Below are 14,142 nucleotides of genomic sequence, written 5' to 3' on the forward strand. Positions count from 1 at the left end.
TCATCTTCTGAAATTCTGCCGTCATAGCGACTTCAAAGCAGCATGCCTTGTCTTAGAGAAAGACCGGAATCGTATCCGTTTGAACGGGAAGCACCTCCAAGGTAATTTCCCCATTAATCATTCCTCATCCACCTTGTCGGATTTGACGGGCGGCTTGGCCTTCTTCTGGAATTCCTCGTGGAATTTGGGTATGGGTTGCCCCGTGAAAACGCCGTCCAGCTTGAAGTGCTCGTGCAAGGCTTTGTCGCTGCGAACGGCTTTTTCGAAGTCAAACGCATACTTCTTGTCGACCTTCGGAGTGAAGGGCGTATAGGGTTTCTTCACTCCCTTCCAAGGTGATCCTTCGTAGTTCAGATGGCACGCGTGACACTTTTCAGCAAACTCGAAATCTTGTCCCGCTTCAACCAATCTCTCTCGCTCCATCGTTTTCTGGGACTTTTCAAAAGCCTCCCCTGCTTTGCGATGGAGCTTCCGATAGTCGCTCCCGGCCCCATGGCACGATTCGCACCCGACACCGGTCAGAAACTTGTCCGGCTCTTCAATGGCGTACCCGCCTTCTTTGCCCCAACCGTCCACATGGCAACCGATACAATCCTTGTCTTTGGTGTAATCCTTCTTCGGGTCGAGTTTGGCTTTCAGCTTCGCTTCCTTCCGGGTATTCGGTTTTAGCGATTCGATGGCCTTCGCATGGAGTGTCTTATCCCAGGATTCTCCTTGACTCTTGTGGCAGTTATAGCATTTCTTCCGACCCTCGAAGGTGGGCTCCGCCGACGCGATGCTCGCCAGAACCAATAACGCAGTTGCCACGGCCATCGTGTGAAGAATGGGATGATTCATGACACCCGTTTTCATTCGCATGAGTGTTGCCCTCTTCTCCTTGAGTTCTTTAAAGCAGACCTAGGAAGATTCACACTAATAAGATGGTCATCCAGGCAGGTCCACTCGGAGAATCCCTTGTCTTAGCCATGGCAGTGGGAGCTCCTGGGTGGGTCGTCAAGGATTCAGGGAAGGTCGGCCATGCGACCGACTGCATGGAAGAAGACAAGTGTGCTTCGCCAAATAGTCGGCAGGCTCAAGCAAGGTCGAGGCGTTAAAAGTCATCGATGGAGACGGGCCGGAGAAAATCTCGCACGGACACCAGACCGATGAGCGCTCCTCCCTTCGTTACACCGAGATGAAGCGTCCGATGTTTGTCCATGAGGTCGGCGGCTTCCGTCAGCGGCCGCCGTTCTTCGATCCCCGGCACCGGGCTGCTCATGATCTCTTCCACAGTCACAAAGTAGGACGCTTTTTCGGCTCCCACGAACTTTTTGACGATATCCGATTCAGTCAGAATTCCGATGACCTGTGCCTTGCGGGTGATGAGCACACTTTCCACATTGCAAACCCGCATCAGTTTTGCCGCCTCGACAACAGACGTACTCGCTTCTACCGTTACGAGTTCTTTCTTCATCAAGTTTCCGACAGTAACCATCTGATCCTCCTTTTTCTAGTTTTGTAGTGACCATAAGCTACCAAGGAGGAATTGCGCCTGTGTTAGATGAGCATTACGAGCCGGTAAAATCAATTGAGAGGAACTTCGCGAGACGTTACGGCAACGCCGCTTTTTAGGGCTGGAGTAATGTCACGGCATCGTTCGCGGCGACTGTTACCTGACCGGCAGCGAAGAAAGCGGGGACTTTGTGAGAGGAGGCCGGCAAATCGTCGAGCAAGCCAACATGCTTGTATGGTGAAGGCGTATGGGTGATTGAGGTCGCCACCCAGCGGCAGTTGACTCAAGGTTCCTCGAAGGTGATACCGTTTGTCATCGCCGTCAGCTGTTCCGACGACATCTCCGACTGGTGGATGTGTGAATCGGCTCATCGTAACAACGCTGCCCACCGGGATGTCATCTGCATAACTTCCTCAAAGGACAACGGCACATATCCTAGATCCAGCGCCCGCTGTTGACCTTGCCGGCTCAGCGCGTATCGGATTAATTCTGTTGATGCTTCAGGGGCGTTCGATCCCGGTAGCTTGGCGATGTACAGGTAGAGGCTTCGTTTCAAGGTGTAAGAGCGGTCCACCTGGCGTGACACAATCGGTGTGGCATATCCTTCGCTCTCCATCGAATTAATCCGCAACGGCGTCACTGTGCGAGATTTGTATCTGGTCGGTATGGCCTCGATGCTACGTTGATTTGTGTTGCGGTGCGGCATGACCGATGTCGATTCGGTAGTTTGGACGTGTTGGGAAGAAAATGTTTCGGCATTCGGGTCGTCGTTTCGAACCAAGACGGCCGATGTGTGATGGGCGACCGGCACGGCGATGGGTTTATATCCCAATTCAAGGAGACAATTTCCGACTTCGGTTGAAGTCATGCGTCGGGACATGGCCATCATCTCGGTCCGATGCGCTAGGAGCACCGCAAGGCCGGTGTGAGAGCGTTTCGAGATCACGGTGATCTGTAGTTCTGGATAGTGGCGAATCAAATCGTCTGCCAAGGCCTGAACGAGGGGCTTCGTCGCCGCAGAAACAGAAATAGACAGTCTGCCGGACAGCGACTCTTGAGCGATGTAGGACGGGATATCAGGATCAATTGCGGGACCGACCTCCGCCCGACTGCAAGGTGTGAATCCTGTCAGCAGAGTTGTCGTTAGCACGTAGAAAACCAGCTTCGAATGAGGAAGTCGCATCTGACTCTCCTTGATGCTTCACTGTTACCAGCTACGCATTGCGTCAGTATGAAAAGAACATTACAGGCTGGTTAATTGTCCGGGGCAGAGAGCAGGAATGTCACGCGATATTAACTATTCGGCAATGAGCCGGTGACATGTGCAAGATAAATTGTCCACGATACTTTAGGTGCACGCTCGAGAATCGATCGCCGTGACCGCTCTGTGGCGATGAATCAACGTGTCGCAACATGTCCGCCGCGCGATGTGCAAGTGGAAGGTCGTCAGTGATTGCATAGGCTCGTTACGTGAAGGCTCTGGCAGTTGTCGATACGGTGTTGATGAAGCGGCAAAGTGTTTTCGCACCTCAGTATAAAAAGTAGAAAGGAAGACATTATGGCTACTTGGTTGCGAGTAGGAATCTTGCTCGTTAAGTCTCTCTTGATTTACTTGGCCATAACCACGGTAAGCGCCTGCGGCATGTTCGTTAGACACAGGCCGGCTCGGTGAAGTACACCTTCCCCCTGTAAGCCAATGGCACTAGGCCGTACGCTGTGAAACCGATCTGGATTGAAACGGCTGTCAGCGGAAACCGAGCTGTTCCCTTTCACAATCACGACGAGGTGCTTTAACTCATTCGTCTACAAACGCCTCATGCGTCTCGGATCGACATCTGTGCGCTGTATGCGGAACTCGGATCTCGAGCACGGGAATCCTTCATAAAGGAAAAACCGAGCTGATCTGGTGCAGTTGTTGATCTTGGCTGGTCGCTGATGACGGGTGCTTTTTCATGACGAGAGTCGGTGGGGCAATCAGCCCTCATTCCGACTCTCGTTTGAACCTCTGTCCACTGTCGGGTGTCCTCCCCTTATGAGTTGCTATCCTCTACTCACTCACGACCCACAGATAACACGGTATACGTGAGCCCAAGAATGGCGCTCAATAGAAACGCTTCAATGATCCATCCGGTCATTGTTGTTCACCTCCTTTCATGCTGTGATAATGCCAGGACAGTCTGCCGACATTTCTTCGCAAGTGACATGATGCAAGCCTACGGGGTAACTGTTTCCTTTACGTTACGTTTGAGAGAACTCTGTGTGAAGAATGAGGCGATGGCGGCGAGCAGCGAAAGACTAGAACCTATTCAAAACTAAATCCGCATGCAAAGCATGCTATTTCAGGGATTTTGAGTTTATTCGGGATGAAGCGCATATGTCGGGTGATATTCTCAGACAAAAAACGAGGCAGAAATAGGTTCTGAAAGATGGAGAATTGCCACGGTAGAATCGTTTCTTGTTCCTTGTAGTTTTTTAATCGAGTCGTTTCAACAATGCTCGCCCCATTCGAGCGCCGTTCCGACGCGCGTTGCCAGCTGATTGTTCTTCGATGGCCGCCATGCCCGAAAGGCCGGGAGAGGGAATCGATCTGAGTAGGGACAGTTGGTAGAGTCATTTCTCCTTGCCGTGACGGTATGGAGTCCATCACTCGAATTCTTCCCATCCACTCAAGCGGCTGCCGAAGACCAACGTGCGCTTCGTGGTGGACACGAGGATGAGCCCATTGTCGTTCTCCACTCCTACGATCTGTTCATGCACATCGAGTGGTTTCGAGGCGAAGCCGCCGAGCAGTGGGCTGAATCCGACCAATCGTTCATCGGTAATAAAGACGGCTCCATAGTCATTGCTGTGGAATCGTTGAACTTTTTCTCGCATGCTTAGCGCTTCTTCAAGCCATAGCCCATTGACGCCTCGAAAGCCATATAGATGTCGATCGGTCCTGATGAGGCTGAAGGCGGGGAGAATCTTTCGTTCGAGGACTTTTTCATTCACGTCCAGCTCTTTCTTGGTCCAGGTCAAGGCGCGGCTCGAAAACCCTAAGAGTCGACGAGACGTCACCACGATTCCATTTATTCCGCTTGTGCCGGAACTCATCACGACTTCCTGTGCACCCAACGGTATCTCCCTCCGGCCGCTCAATTGGCTCGTGGCGACAGCCATGCCTGATTCGAACCATAACGCCACCTCTGAGTGAGAGTCTGCCGTGACGACGACAGGTGAAGCGATCAACGTCAGAAAAAAGCACGCTGTGCGGAAGAACAGCAACAATGGGCGAAGGGGCGTAGTCGTACCCATAGTCCTTGGAAAGAGGGGTATCCGTTCCAGAATCCTCTAGGATGCTGAGCCGGATCGCCACATTGAGTCCAAATTGGACGCGAACGCTCAAGTGTTTAGTGACCTACCCCAATGGGGAGAAACGGGATAACGATGGAGAGCGTGATCAAGATGATGATAATCCACTCAAGCATCTCCATTCGTCTCGTGCCCGCCCGATCAGACATCTTGCCGTAGATGCTTTCCAACGTCTGCAATTTCCGAAGGATGCTGGCGTCCCACGCCTCCAAGTGAAAGCGCTGGGAGACGAGTCGATAGACGCGCGCGAGGTACTGATCGCCCAGCAGCTTCAAGGTATTTGTGACACGTTCGAAAATCAAGGCGCTGTCGACCTGCAGCTGCGCAATGTGCGTCAGGTCTTTATCGTGAGAGCCGGGGAGGGACAGGAGGCGTGTCTTTCGAGATAGCGCCTCATAACCCTCGTCCAGTGCACGATCGAGTTGTTCGTCGAGTATACGCATCTCCAGTAACTCCACGTTGGCAAATTCGAGGACCGCACGGACGTCGTCCATTTCCTTCCCGAACAAGACGGCGGAATGCCAGTCGATAAACGCTATGTCCTCTTGCCCAAATGAAATACGGCACGAAACTGCGTCAGCCACTTCTTCCTCGGAAAACGGTACGCGTTCTGCACGTAAGAGATGAGCCAAGTCGGTTTCGTTGTTTCTCCATAACGGAAGTGTTTCCGGTACAGAGGACTCGATCGAGAACATGATGTAGTCCTCCACGTCTTCTGCGATAGCCGGCCGTTCGATGGCTGGGCCTAACGCCTGAACCAGCTGCTCTACGCGGGCGCGCGACTCGGTCAGCAATCGTTCGTTCTCGTAGAGTGACTCGCTAAGTTCCAGCAATTGCGTGAACGGCCCGTCAATGGCGAAGCGATAGGTAATGGTCACGGCGCCGAAATCGTACACCATGACTTCGACCGTGGGGCTGGCCCGATACTGGCTGATATCGAAGACGCTCCCTTCCTGCACCAGCCGTAGTGGAGCCGGCCGGTATTCGAAATATTGGGGAGCCCTCGTCTTATGCCGCAACCGGCCTCGTTCGCTGCCGGCAAGAATCCACCGTTCCGCATCCGTCATGTTGATCGAGAGACCGATATCGTACGCGAACAGGGCAAAACAGGTTCCTTTGGAGATGGTGATCTGTTCATGCATGAGAATTCTTTTAGAATCATTATCCTAACAGTTCGATTGCTTGCACAACCGAAACATGCCCAACCTGCCAAGGACGGCTGCACCATTCCCAACCGGCTGATTTTTAACAAGATTGTTACCGGTAATTGACTGCCTTGTAACGGTCCGATGCGAGAGCCGTCGCGATCGCAAACCCATTGCTGTTGTAAGTAACGAGAGATTCATCCGAACCTTGATGGGACGAGGGTCTCTGTTAATGATCGATGATGAGAGTGTGCGTGACACTTCTGACAACGAACATTTTCAGGACATTGTGAATATGCGCTTGTCGCGACGCAGTTCCTTGACCGGTTTCGCGGCCGCTGCAGTTGCGTCGCTTGGCGGCGTTGAAGCACTGTTAAAGGCCGTCCCCGCTGCGGCACAGGAGACCGAGGAAGCCGACGATACAGATGCGAGGATAGACGGACGCGGGGACGGCGGCCGGTGCTCGGGTTCGAAAGTGTGCCGGCCTCTTCTGCCGACGAGGTGGTGGTCCCCCAAGGCTATACGGCCGAAGTACTAAGTACTAATTGCCTGGGGCGATCCGGTCTCCAACGGGCCCGCGTTCAAACAGGATGCAAGCACACGGAAGCAGAACAGGCTCGTCAGTGGGGGATGCATAACGATGGGATCGTCTATTTTCCAATTCTGCGGTCGCAGCGCGGATTGATCGTCGAAAACAACGAATATACGGATGATGGGCTGCTGTTCCCGGATGGTCAAAAACTGGACCCCAGAGGAGACCAACAAGTCGTTGAATGCTCATGGGGTATCAATCATCGAAGTCGCCCGGCGTCCTGGGTTTCACGGTTTCACCTTGATATGCGACGCTGCCAGGGCAAATGGGAGCCGGAACAAGGTTTTACAAAGCTGTTACCGGTGTCTGACTCACTTGTAATGTCCCGGTGAGAGATTACCCACACATGTGAAACCGTTTGTCGAGAGGTCAACGATACCGATTCGTCCATTCGTGACCTGAAGGAATCTCTAGACCGATCACCGACGACACAAAAATGAGTAGCACCTCCAACAACGAACATTGCCTAGGAAGGCGCTCGCAGTCCGGAGCATGAAAGAAGGCGATCATGGCACAACGCGACAAACGAATCATGACCCGGGGGTTGTTGGCGGCCAGTGTCGGAGTGTTCATCTCCGTTCTGATGAGTTCAAATAGAATCAGCCAGGCGGATGAATTCGATGTTTTTGACGGATCAGATTTCGGGACGCTGGTGCAACGGGGGTTGGAACTGATAGATAGTGGTAGATAAGGCAGAGCGGGCGAAGTTACGACACCCCAGGCTGGTCCACTAGTTTGTAACCCAGCGTTTTGACCGAGACAATTGAATCATTGAGGAGCGATATTTTTATTTTCAACCGCCTGACATGGACGTCGACGGTTCGCGTCGTCCCATAATAGTCGTAACCCCATACCGAGTTGAGCAGCATCTCCCGTGTCTGTACCCGGCCAGGGTAACGCAATAAATGCTCCAGCAGTCCGTACTTTTAGCAGTGAGCAGCACTTCTTTGCCTCGGACCGTTACTTCATGTCGAGTCAGGTCCATCTGCAAGGAGCCGTATACCAAGGGCGTTGGCGTATGATCGTTTGTCCGTTCCAGTCGACGAAGAGGGATTTGATCCGAGCCACCAATGTTTTGGGACTGAAGGGTTTCGTAATGTAATCGTCGGTCCCGAGTTCAAGTCCGACAGCGGTATCAGACTCTTCCTTCCTGGCCGTCAGCATGATGATGGGTAGCAGCGCGGTCTCGGGCTTGTGACGGAGGGCGCTACACACCTCCAACCCGTCCATCTGTGGCAGCATGAGGTCAAGGATAATTAGATCAGGATGTTCAGACACCGCAAGGTTCAGTGCCTCGACTCCGGTTTTGGCGATGCTGAGATGGAATCCTTCCTTTTCAAGATAATGCTTGACCAACTGCGCAATATCTTTTTCGTCTTCGACTATCAGAATTTTCATGGGACGTTGTGAGTTCAAGAGAATTCCTCCAACCGTGTGCTTAGGCTCGTGTCCATAACGATACACTGCCTGTGTTACAGACTCGTTAAATATGGAAGATGTCGGGTGGAGTTTGCCGTTATAATTACGCGGTGAAATTAAGAGGCCGATTCATGTTGGCGGAGAGTATAGAGGTAGTAGTACAACCCCTTGCAGTCCATCAGTTGCGAGTGGGTGCCTTCCTCCACCAGTTTCCCCTTGTCGAGGACCAGAATTCGGTCGGCACGCTGAATAGTCGACAGCCGGTGGGCGACGACGAAGGTCGTCCGTCCTTTCATGAGGTGTTGAAGGGCTTCCTGAACCAGCCGTTCCGATTCGGTATCGAGCGATGAAGTCGCTTCATCCAGCAACAGAATGCGAGGATTCTTCAGGACCGCGCGCGCGATCGCGATCCGTTGGCGTTGTCCTCCTGAGAGGTTGACTCCTTTTTCACCCACCACGGTGTCATACCCTGCCGGCAAGCTCGTGATGAAGTCATGCGCGTGCGCGGCCTTGCTCGCCTCCAATACGGCTGCTTCATTGGCCGTCATATCGCCGTAGCGAATGTTCTCGTGGATGGTGCCTCCAAAAAGGATCGTCTCTTGTGGAACCAACGCGATCTGTCGGTACCAGCTTTCAACGGTCACATGGCGCAAGTCTTTGCCGTCGATCGTGATACGGCCATCCGTCGGATCGTAGAAGCGGTGCAGCAGATTGATCACGGTAGTCTTTCCGGCGCCGGTGGGGCCGACCAAAGCGATGAGTTCACCGGGCTTCGCTTCAAAGGAGAGGTTCGATAATACCGGATGTCGAGGATCGTAACCAAAACTGATTGCCTCGACTCGGACGTGCCCTTCGATCGTGGAGAGACTCTGCGCCTCGGGTCGATCTGCAATTTCCGACTGGGCGTCCAAAATCTCGAAGACTCGTTGAGTGGCTCCCTGGGCCTCTTTAAGCTGCGTAAAGATGCGGGCTCCTGAGCTGAACGGGCCGATGAGGATGCCGGCAAAGAGGACGAAAGCGAAGAGCTCCCCTGGCGTGACCGTCCCTTCGATGACCTGCCGACCGCCGTACCACAGTACCGCTGCGGCCGCGGAGAAGGTGACGAGGCTGATCACCGGTATGAACACGGCCATGATGCCGGCCCGATGCAGGGTGAGACGAAGCGTCTCGTTCACCTGGGTGGCGAAGCGGGTTTCTTCCCGTTGTGTTTGCACGAAGGATTTGACGATACGGATGCCTGACACCACTTCTTCGACCAAGGTGCTGAGCGTGGCGGTATGGTCCTGAATGGAGGTGGAGAGCGACTTCAGCCTGCGGCCAAAGAGTTTTGCGACCAAGACCAAGAGTGGCAACAGGATCAAAATCAGCAAGCAGAGGCGCCAATTCATCATCAGTAGAAAGCTAATGCCACCCACGAAGGTCACAAGTTGCTTGACGCTGTCGATGGGGGTTTCCGTGACGATGGATTGAATGACGGTGACGTCATTCATCACTCGCGACAGCAACTCTCCGGTTCGGCGCTGCGCGAAAAACCTGACCGTCAACGTCTGCAGATGGCCGAAGAGATGTTTGCGAAAGTCGGCGACCACGTGCTGAGCCACCCATGCCGTCAGATAGCTGTGACCCATGGAGCACAATCCCTGCACGATCACCAGGCTCAAGAACAGGCCGATCGACCGAGTCATCTGACCGGCGTCCTGTTGGACGGTGACGATGTCCCAAAGGGTTCCGGCGAGACGAATCAACGCGAGGTTAATAAGCGCAACTCCGCTCACCAAAAGCCCAGCCAACATCAAGCGAGCCAAATAAGGGCGCACGAACGGGCGGAATCGTTTGAAGATCAACATCGTGGTCAGTCCGTGTAAGTAGACACGGAATCGTATGCCGGGTAATGGCGGCGATGAACGAATAGGCGGACGGGGTGAGATAAAACGATTAGAGTTGAACGATCGACTCGATCAAGTTCTTATTGATCGCAACGAAATCCGATCGATCTTTATCGTCGATCACGACGTCGGTCAGGCTGATGAAGAGACGTGCCTCTTCATTGATCGCATCGGAGACACGATTCCGCATCGGAGGGACCAAGAAGTCTCCCACGTAGGTAGAATTGACCGTCCGTACGCGGATGCGGACTTTCTTCCCCTCGGCCACGGTTCTCTCCTCCCGCCACGCCGGCCGGGCTTAGCTTTTTCGGCGAAGAAACTTCTGGCGTTGGCGCAGCTTCTTGTACTTGTGCTTGCGCATCTTTTTTCGTCGTTTTTTCAAGACGCTCGACATATCTGTATCTCCTCAAGGACGGCCGAGTCTAAAAGCTTTCCCCTGAAAATGCAAGCTCACGGCATCTTTTCCCCTTGTGCTATACTGCACCGCCATGTATCTCCGAAGAGGTCGTGTCTCATTGCTCACCTCCATCGTGTGGCCCATCCTGCTCGCTATGGCGGTCGCGGGGTGCCCGTCGAAAACCATCCGATACCCGGCCGAACACGAGCGACTCCTCCGTATCGATCAAGCGTTGGAATCCTTGCGGAGTGCCTATCAAAGAAAGGATCGATCCGGGTTTCACTCCATGCTGTTGCCGCAAGAGCCGCTGGACGAACTGAAGCGACAGGTTGACGCGGACTTTGAAGCCTTTTCCATCATTTCCCTCGAGTTCAAGATCGAACGGGTCATGATCGAAAAGGATGATGTCGATGTCTTCATCCATTGGCAAGGGACATGGAAGCGAGATGCCGGTGACATGGGTATTCGGCAACGGGGCCACGCACGGTTGCAATGGGTGGGGACGCACTCGATTCTCTTGCGCAGCGCACAAGGCGACCTGCCCTTCGGAATGAACACAAGACTGATGTTATCGGAACCTCTCTCACCTTCGGCCCCATTACCATAACGATGCCGCAGACAGTGCAGGAAGCGGATTTTTTGGTCATCGGCAGCGGAGTCGCCGGGCTTCGCGCTGCGTTGGAACTCTGCCGGGTCGGTCGAGTCATCGTGCTTACCAAAGGCCATCCTTTACAGAGTAATTCCATCTTCGCGCAAGGGGGAGTGGCCGTGGCGTTGAGTGAAGAGGACGATGTCGCCATTCATATGACGGATACGGTGAAGGCCGGCCACGGCCTGTGTCGCCGTGAAGCGGTGCGCGTATTGGTCGAGGAAGGACCGGATCGGATTCAAGAACTCATCCGCTGGGGCGCGAAATTCGACAAAAGCGGCGGCAAGTTTGCCTTTGCTCGTGAAGCCGCCCATAGCCGCAACCGAATTCTCCGAGCGAGAGGCGATGCGACCGGAAACGAAATGGTTCGAGTTCTCATGACGCAGGCTGCCCGACACAGGCGGATCGTCCGACTGGATTACCACTTCACCGTCGATCTCGTGGTCGAGGACGGCCGATGCTGCGGGGCCGTGGTGCTTGATGAAGGTTCTGGGGAACACTTCATCATTCCAGCCAAGGCCGTTGTCCTGTCGACAGGGGGGGCGGGACAGATTTTTGCCCGCACCACGAACCCACCCAACGCGACTGGTGACGGCATGGCGATGGCCTTTCGTGCGGGAGCGGAGCTCCAGGACATGGAATTCGTCCAGTTTCACCCGACGTCGCTGTATCTGCCGTCGAGCCCGCCGTTTTTGCTGTCGGAAGCCATGCGAGGAGAGGGCGGTCAGCTGCGCAACAATAGGGGAGAGACGTTCATGCCACGGTATCACCCGCTCGGTGCCCTCGCTCCACGGGATATCGTCGCACGGGCTATCTGGGCGGAGATGGCGGCGACCCGTGCACGACATGTCTACCTTGATGTAACTCACTTGGGAGCCAATTTCATCAAACGGCGATTCCCGACGATCTATGCGACCTGTCTGCGTCATGATATCGATATCACGGAAGAATGGATTCCGGTCTCTCCGAGCGCCCACTACATGATGGGAGGGGTGGCAACTGATATCAACGGAGCCACGACATTGCCGGGCCTTTTTGCGGCTGGCGAGGTCGCGTGCAGCGGTGTGCACGGTGCGAACCGTCTGGCCAGCAATTCATTGCTGGAAGGGTTGGTGTTTGGAATGCGGGCCGGCGTCGCCGCCGTGTCTTGGGCCATCCGTCGCTCAATGCCCGATGTGACTTCCCATATGGAACACCTCAGATCCGGTCGGTTGGAGCGGTTGGAAGATGCCGAAAAAATACGGAGTTCGCTTCGCCGGACCATGTGGGGACAGGTGGGGCTCATCCGTTCTCGGGAGTCGCTCATTCGTGCCACGGCCCAGCTTACCCGGTGGGAACAGATGGTGTCCGGATCCTTTGCCGGGAGAGCCGATTTGGAAGTCAAAAATATGGTTCAAGTGGCGCATTGCGTGGCGGAGGCTGCGCTGTGGAGAGAAAACAGCGTCGGCGCCCATTACCGATCAGACTTCACGGAAACCACTTCAGCGGGATGGAAGCAGCACAGCCGACTGTATTCCGAGGTTCGTGCTACTGGCCGGCGGGAATCGAAGACAGGGGGGCGGATTGTGGCAGGGCGTACTCCGAAGACGGAATGACATGGCTGGTCACAGCGAGGTCTCGAGTAAGGAAGATTCGGTAATACCGCAGGACCTTGCGGACATATTGACGGGTTTCGTCGATGGGCGGAAGCGTGCGGTAACGATCGACGACATGTTCTCCGGCGTTATAGGCCGCGAGTGCCAGTGGTAGGTTGCCGCGGAATCGATCGAGCAACTGGCGTAAGTACTTCGTTCCTCCCCTTATATTGTCCTCCGGATCGTAGAGGTCTCGGACTTCCAACCTCACTGCCGTTTGCGGCATCAGTTGCATCAATCCAATTGCTCCGGCTCGCGATACCGCACGGGGGTCGAAATCCGATTCGGCCTTGATGATGGCGCGGATCAAGGCGGGGTGTAATTGGTGCTGCCGTGAGAATCGATTGATCACCGGTTCCAGCTCTTGCTCTGATAAAACGGGATGCAACCGATTTGGGTGGAGGTCGATTCGTCGGTACCGAGCATCAGAGGGAACGTTGGTGAGCGATATCGTCCCTTTGGCATCGATATATTGGTAAATCTCTGCGTGGGTATCACTTTGAAGCGTCAGCAGGACACTGATCAATGCGACGAGGATGGCCATGCCAGGCCGGTTGATAGGGGACCGATGCGGCTTATTCCAATTTGGCATGGTCCAACGATAGCAGTCTGTCACGGTCTGTCAAGAAAATGCAGATCCTATGCCTTGGGCGATTCGAAGGACTTGAAGAAAAACAGGATGATGGGATTCATCAACAGGAAGAACTGTCGCTACATGTACCACGCATTACAATAAACTGTTCTCTGAGTTTCGCGGTTATTGGACCGGGGTTTCCGTTCCCGACATGTCTGCCGTCGATAGATGTGACCGGCATGATTTCCATGCTGGTGTTCGTTAAAAAACATTCCTCGGCACGGTACAGCTGGTCAACGGAATAATGACCTTCTTCGACGTGGATGTTGAGTTCCCTGGCCAACCGAATGACGATCATTCTGGTGATCCCGTCGAGTATGCCGCATTCTAGAGCGGGAGTTTGCAACGTTCCTTCCGTCACGAAAAACACATTGCTGACGGTGCATTCGGTCACGTGTTGTTCCCAATTGAGCAAGAGGCTGTCGAATGCGCCGGCTGCGATTGCTTCACGTTTAGCCTGGATATTGTTCAAGAAGTTTGTCGTCTTGATCAGTGGCGATAAAGCGCTTGGCAAATTCCGCTTGGTGGAAGCAATGATCACCTTGACGCCCGTTTCATAGAAATTGGGCGCCGGAGGAACCAAAGGTTTGGCCATCACGACAACGGTCGGCCATGCACACAACGCCGGGTCCAGCCCGATGTCTCCGGCTCCTCGCGAAACCGTGATCCTCAGATAGGCATCTCGAAGATCCGTCCCGACGCCGTTGTGTATCATCGTCTCGCGCAGGATGTGTCCCCAATTGTTTTTCGGAATCGGGATCGTCAGGCCGATGGCCTCAGCGGAACGGAACAGCCGTGATACATGTTCGTCTTGCATGAAGATGCGGGGACCGTACGAACGGATCGTTTCATAGACTCCATCGCCGTAGAGAAACCCATGGTCGAAGACGGAAACCACGGCCTCCTTGTCGCTGACGAACTTGTCATTCAAATAGATCCACAT

Annotated in this window: 14 protein-coding genes; 5 read left to right on the top strand and 9 right to left on the bottom strand. The window is 54.1% G+C overall.

What is annotated here, in order from left to right:
• Positions 1-117 precede the first annotated feature (117 nt).
• The 5 genes from A4E19_06300 to A4E19_06320 form a co-directional block, all read right to left on the bottom strand.
• The gene (locus A4E19_06300; protein OQW33193.1) at positions 118-837 is read right to left on the bottom strand and encodes a cytochrome C554; all 720 of its coding nucleotides are present in this window, start codon (positions 835-837) and stop codon (positions 118-120) included.
• Between the two features lie 253 nt (positions 838-1,090).
• Entirely contained in the window at positions 1,091-1,474 is a 384-nt protein-coding gene (locus A4E19_06305) for a hypothetical protein (GenBank protein ID OQW32956.1), read from the bottom strand.
• A 385-nt stretch (positions 1,475-1,859) separates the two neighbouring features.
• On the bottom strand, positions 1,860-2,675 hold the full coding sequence (locus A4E19_06310; GenBank protein ID OQW32957.1) for a hypothetical protein: 816 nt from the start codon (positions 2,673-2,675) through the stop codon (positions 1,860-1,862).
• A 1,460-nt stretch (positions 2,676-4,135) separates the two neighbouring features.
• Positions 4,136-4,786 (bottom strand): hypothetical protein, encoded by a 651-nt coding sequence (locus A4E19_06315; protein OQW32958.1) that lies wholly within the window; start codon positions 4,784-4,786, stop codon positions 4,136-4,138.
• 95 nt (positions 4,787-4,881) lie between these two features.
• On the bottom strand, positions 4,882-5,985 hold the full coding sequence (locus tag A4E19_06320) for a hypothetical protein (protein ID OQW32959.1): 1,104 nt from the start codon (positions 5,983-5,985) through the stop codon (positions 4,882-4,884).
• 235 nt (positions 5,986-6,220) lie between these two features.
• Here A4E19_06320 and A4E19_06325 point away from each other — a divergent pair, with 235 nt between their 5' ends.
• The 3 genes from A4E19_06325 to A4E19_06335 all read left to right on the top strand — a co-directional run bounded on the left by A4E19_06325 (position 6,221) and on the right by A4E19_06335 (position 7,271).
• A complete protein-coding gene (locus A4E19_06325) occupies positions 6,221-6,526 on the top strand; it encodes a hypothetical protein (protein ID OQW32960.1) in 306 nt (101 codons plus the stop codon).
• Between the two features lie 92 nt (positions 6,527-6,618).
• Positions 6,619-6,912 carry a hypothetical protein gene (locus A4E19_06330; GenBank protein ID OQW32961.1) on the top strand — a complete coding sequence of 98 codons (294 nt, stop codon included), beginning with the start codon at positions 6,619-6,621 and terminating at the stop codon, positions 6,910-6,912.
• A 176-nt stretch (positions 6,913-7,088) separates the two neighbouring features.
• Entirely contained in the window at positions 7,089-7,271 is a 183-nt protein-coding gene (locus tag A4E19_06335) for a hypothetical protein (GenBank protein OQW32962.1), read from the top strand.
• 284 nt (positions 7,272-7,555) lie between these two features.
• On the opposite strand, the gene A4E19_06340 is transcribed toward A4E19_06335, so the two are convergent.
• The 3 genes from A4E19_06340 to A4E19_06350 form a co-directional block, all read right to left on the bottom strand.
• Positions 7,556-7,978: a hypothetical protein gene (locus tag A4E19_06340; protein OQW32963.1), complete on the bottom strand. Its 423-nt coding sequence runs from the start codon at positions 7,976-7,978 to the stop codon at positions 7,556-7,558.
• A gap of 137 nt (positions 7,979-8,115) precedes the next feature.
• A complete protein-coding gene (locus tag A4E19_06345) occupies positions 8,116-9,846 on the bottom strand; it encodes an ABC transporter ATP-binding protein (protein OQW32964.1) in 1,731 nt (576 codons plus the stop codon).
• 88 nt (positions 9,847-9,934) lie between these two features.
• Positions 9,935-10,153 (bottom strand): hypothetical protein, encoded by a 219-nt coding sequence (locus A4E19_06350; GenBank protein ID OQW32965.1) that lies wholly within the window; start codon positions 10,151-10,153, stop codon positions 9,935-9,937.
• Between the two features lie 247 nt (positions 10,154-10,400).
• Here A4E19_06350 and A4E19_06355 point away from each other — a divergent pair, with 247 nt between their 5' ends.
• Positions 10,401-10,889 (top strand): hypothetical protein, encoded by a 489-nt coding sequence (locus A4E19_06355; GenBank protein OQW32966.1) that lies wholly within the window; start codon positions 10,401-10,403, stop codon positions 10,887-10,889.
• Positions 10,890-10,891: 2 nt separating this feature from the next.
• Positions 10,892-12,526 carry an L-aspartate oxidase gene (locus A4E19_06360; protein OQW32967.1) on the top strand — a complete coding sequence of 545 codons (1,635 nt, stop codon included), beginning with the start codon at positions 10,892-10,894 and terminating at the stop codon, positions 12,524-12,526.
• 731 nt (positions 12,527-13,257) lie between these two features.
• On the opposite strand, the gene A4E19_06365 is transcribed toward A4E19_06360, so the two are convergent.
• Entirely contained in the window at positions 13,258-14,142 is an 885-nt protein-coding gene (locus A4E19_06365; GenBank protein OQW32968.1) for a hypothetical protein, read from the bottom strand.

The organism is Nitrospira sp. SG-bin1, from assembly GCA_002083365.1.
Lineage (GTDB): Bacteria > Nitrospirota > Nitrospiria > Nitrospirales > Nitrospiraceae > Nitrospira_D.

What these genes read in the sequence shown, in the direction of transcription:
- A4E19_06315 (OQW32958.1), bottom strand. Translation starts at nt 4,786, where the DNA reads ATGGGTACGACTACGCCCCTTCGCCCATTGTTGCTGTTCTTCCGCACA.
- A4E19_06330 (OQW32961.1), top strand. Translation starts at nt 6,619, where the DNA reads ATGCATAACGATGGGATCGTCTATTTTCCAATTCTGCGGTCGCAGCGC.
- A4E19_06300 (OQW33193.1), bottom strand. Translation starts at nt 837, where the DNA reads ATGAATCATCCCATTCTTCACACGATGGCCGTGGCAACTGCGTTATTG.
- A4E19_06340 (OQW32963.1), bottom strand. Translation starts at nt 7,978, where the DNA reads ATGAAAATTCTGATAGTCGAAGACGAAAAAGATATTGCGCAGTTGGTC.
- A4E19_06335 (OQW32962.1), top strand. Translation starts at nt 7,089, where the DNA reads ATGGCACAACGCGACAAACGAATCATGACCCGGGGGTTGTTGGCGGCC.
- A4E19_06365 (OQW32968.1), bottom strand. Translation starts at nt 14,142, where the DNA reads ATGTGGATCTATTTGAATGACAAGTTCGTCAGCGACAAGGAGGCCGTG.
- A4E19_06305 (OQW32956.1), bottom strand. Translation starts at nt 1,474, where the DNA reads ATGGTTACTGTCGGAAACTTGATGAAGAAAGAACTCGTAACGGTAGAA.
- A4E19_06320 (OQW32959.1), bottom strand. Translation starts at nt 5,985, where the DNA reads ATGCATGAACAGATCACCATCTCCAAAGGAACCTGTTTTGCCCTGTTC.
- A4E19_06310 (OQW32957.1), bottom strand. Translation starts at nt 2,675, where the DNA reads ATGCGACTTCCTCATTCGAAGCTGGTTTTCTACGTGCTAACGACAACT.
- A4E19_06345 (OQW32964.1), bottom strand. Translation starts at nt 9,846, where the DNA reads ATGTTGATCTTCAAACGATTCCGCCCGTTCGTGCGCCCTTATTTGGCT.
- A4E19_06360 (OQW32967.1), top strand. Translation starts at nt 10,892, where the DNA reads ATGCCGCAGACAGTGCAGGAAGCGGATTTTTTGGTCATCGGCAGCGGA.
- A4E19_06325 (OQW32960.1), top strand. Translation starts at nt 6,221, where the DNA reads ATGATCGATGATGAGAGTGTGCGTGACACTTCTGACAACGAACATTTT.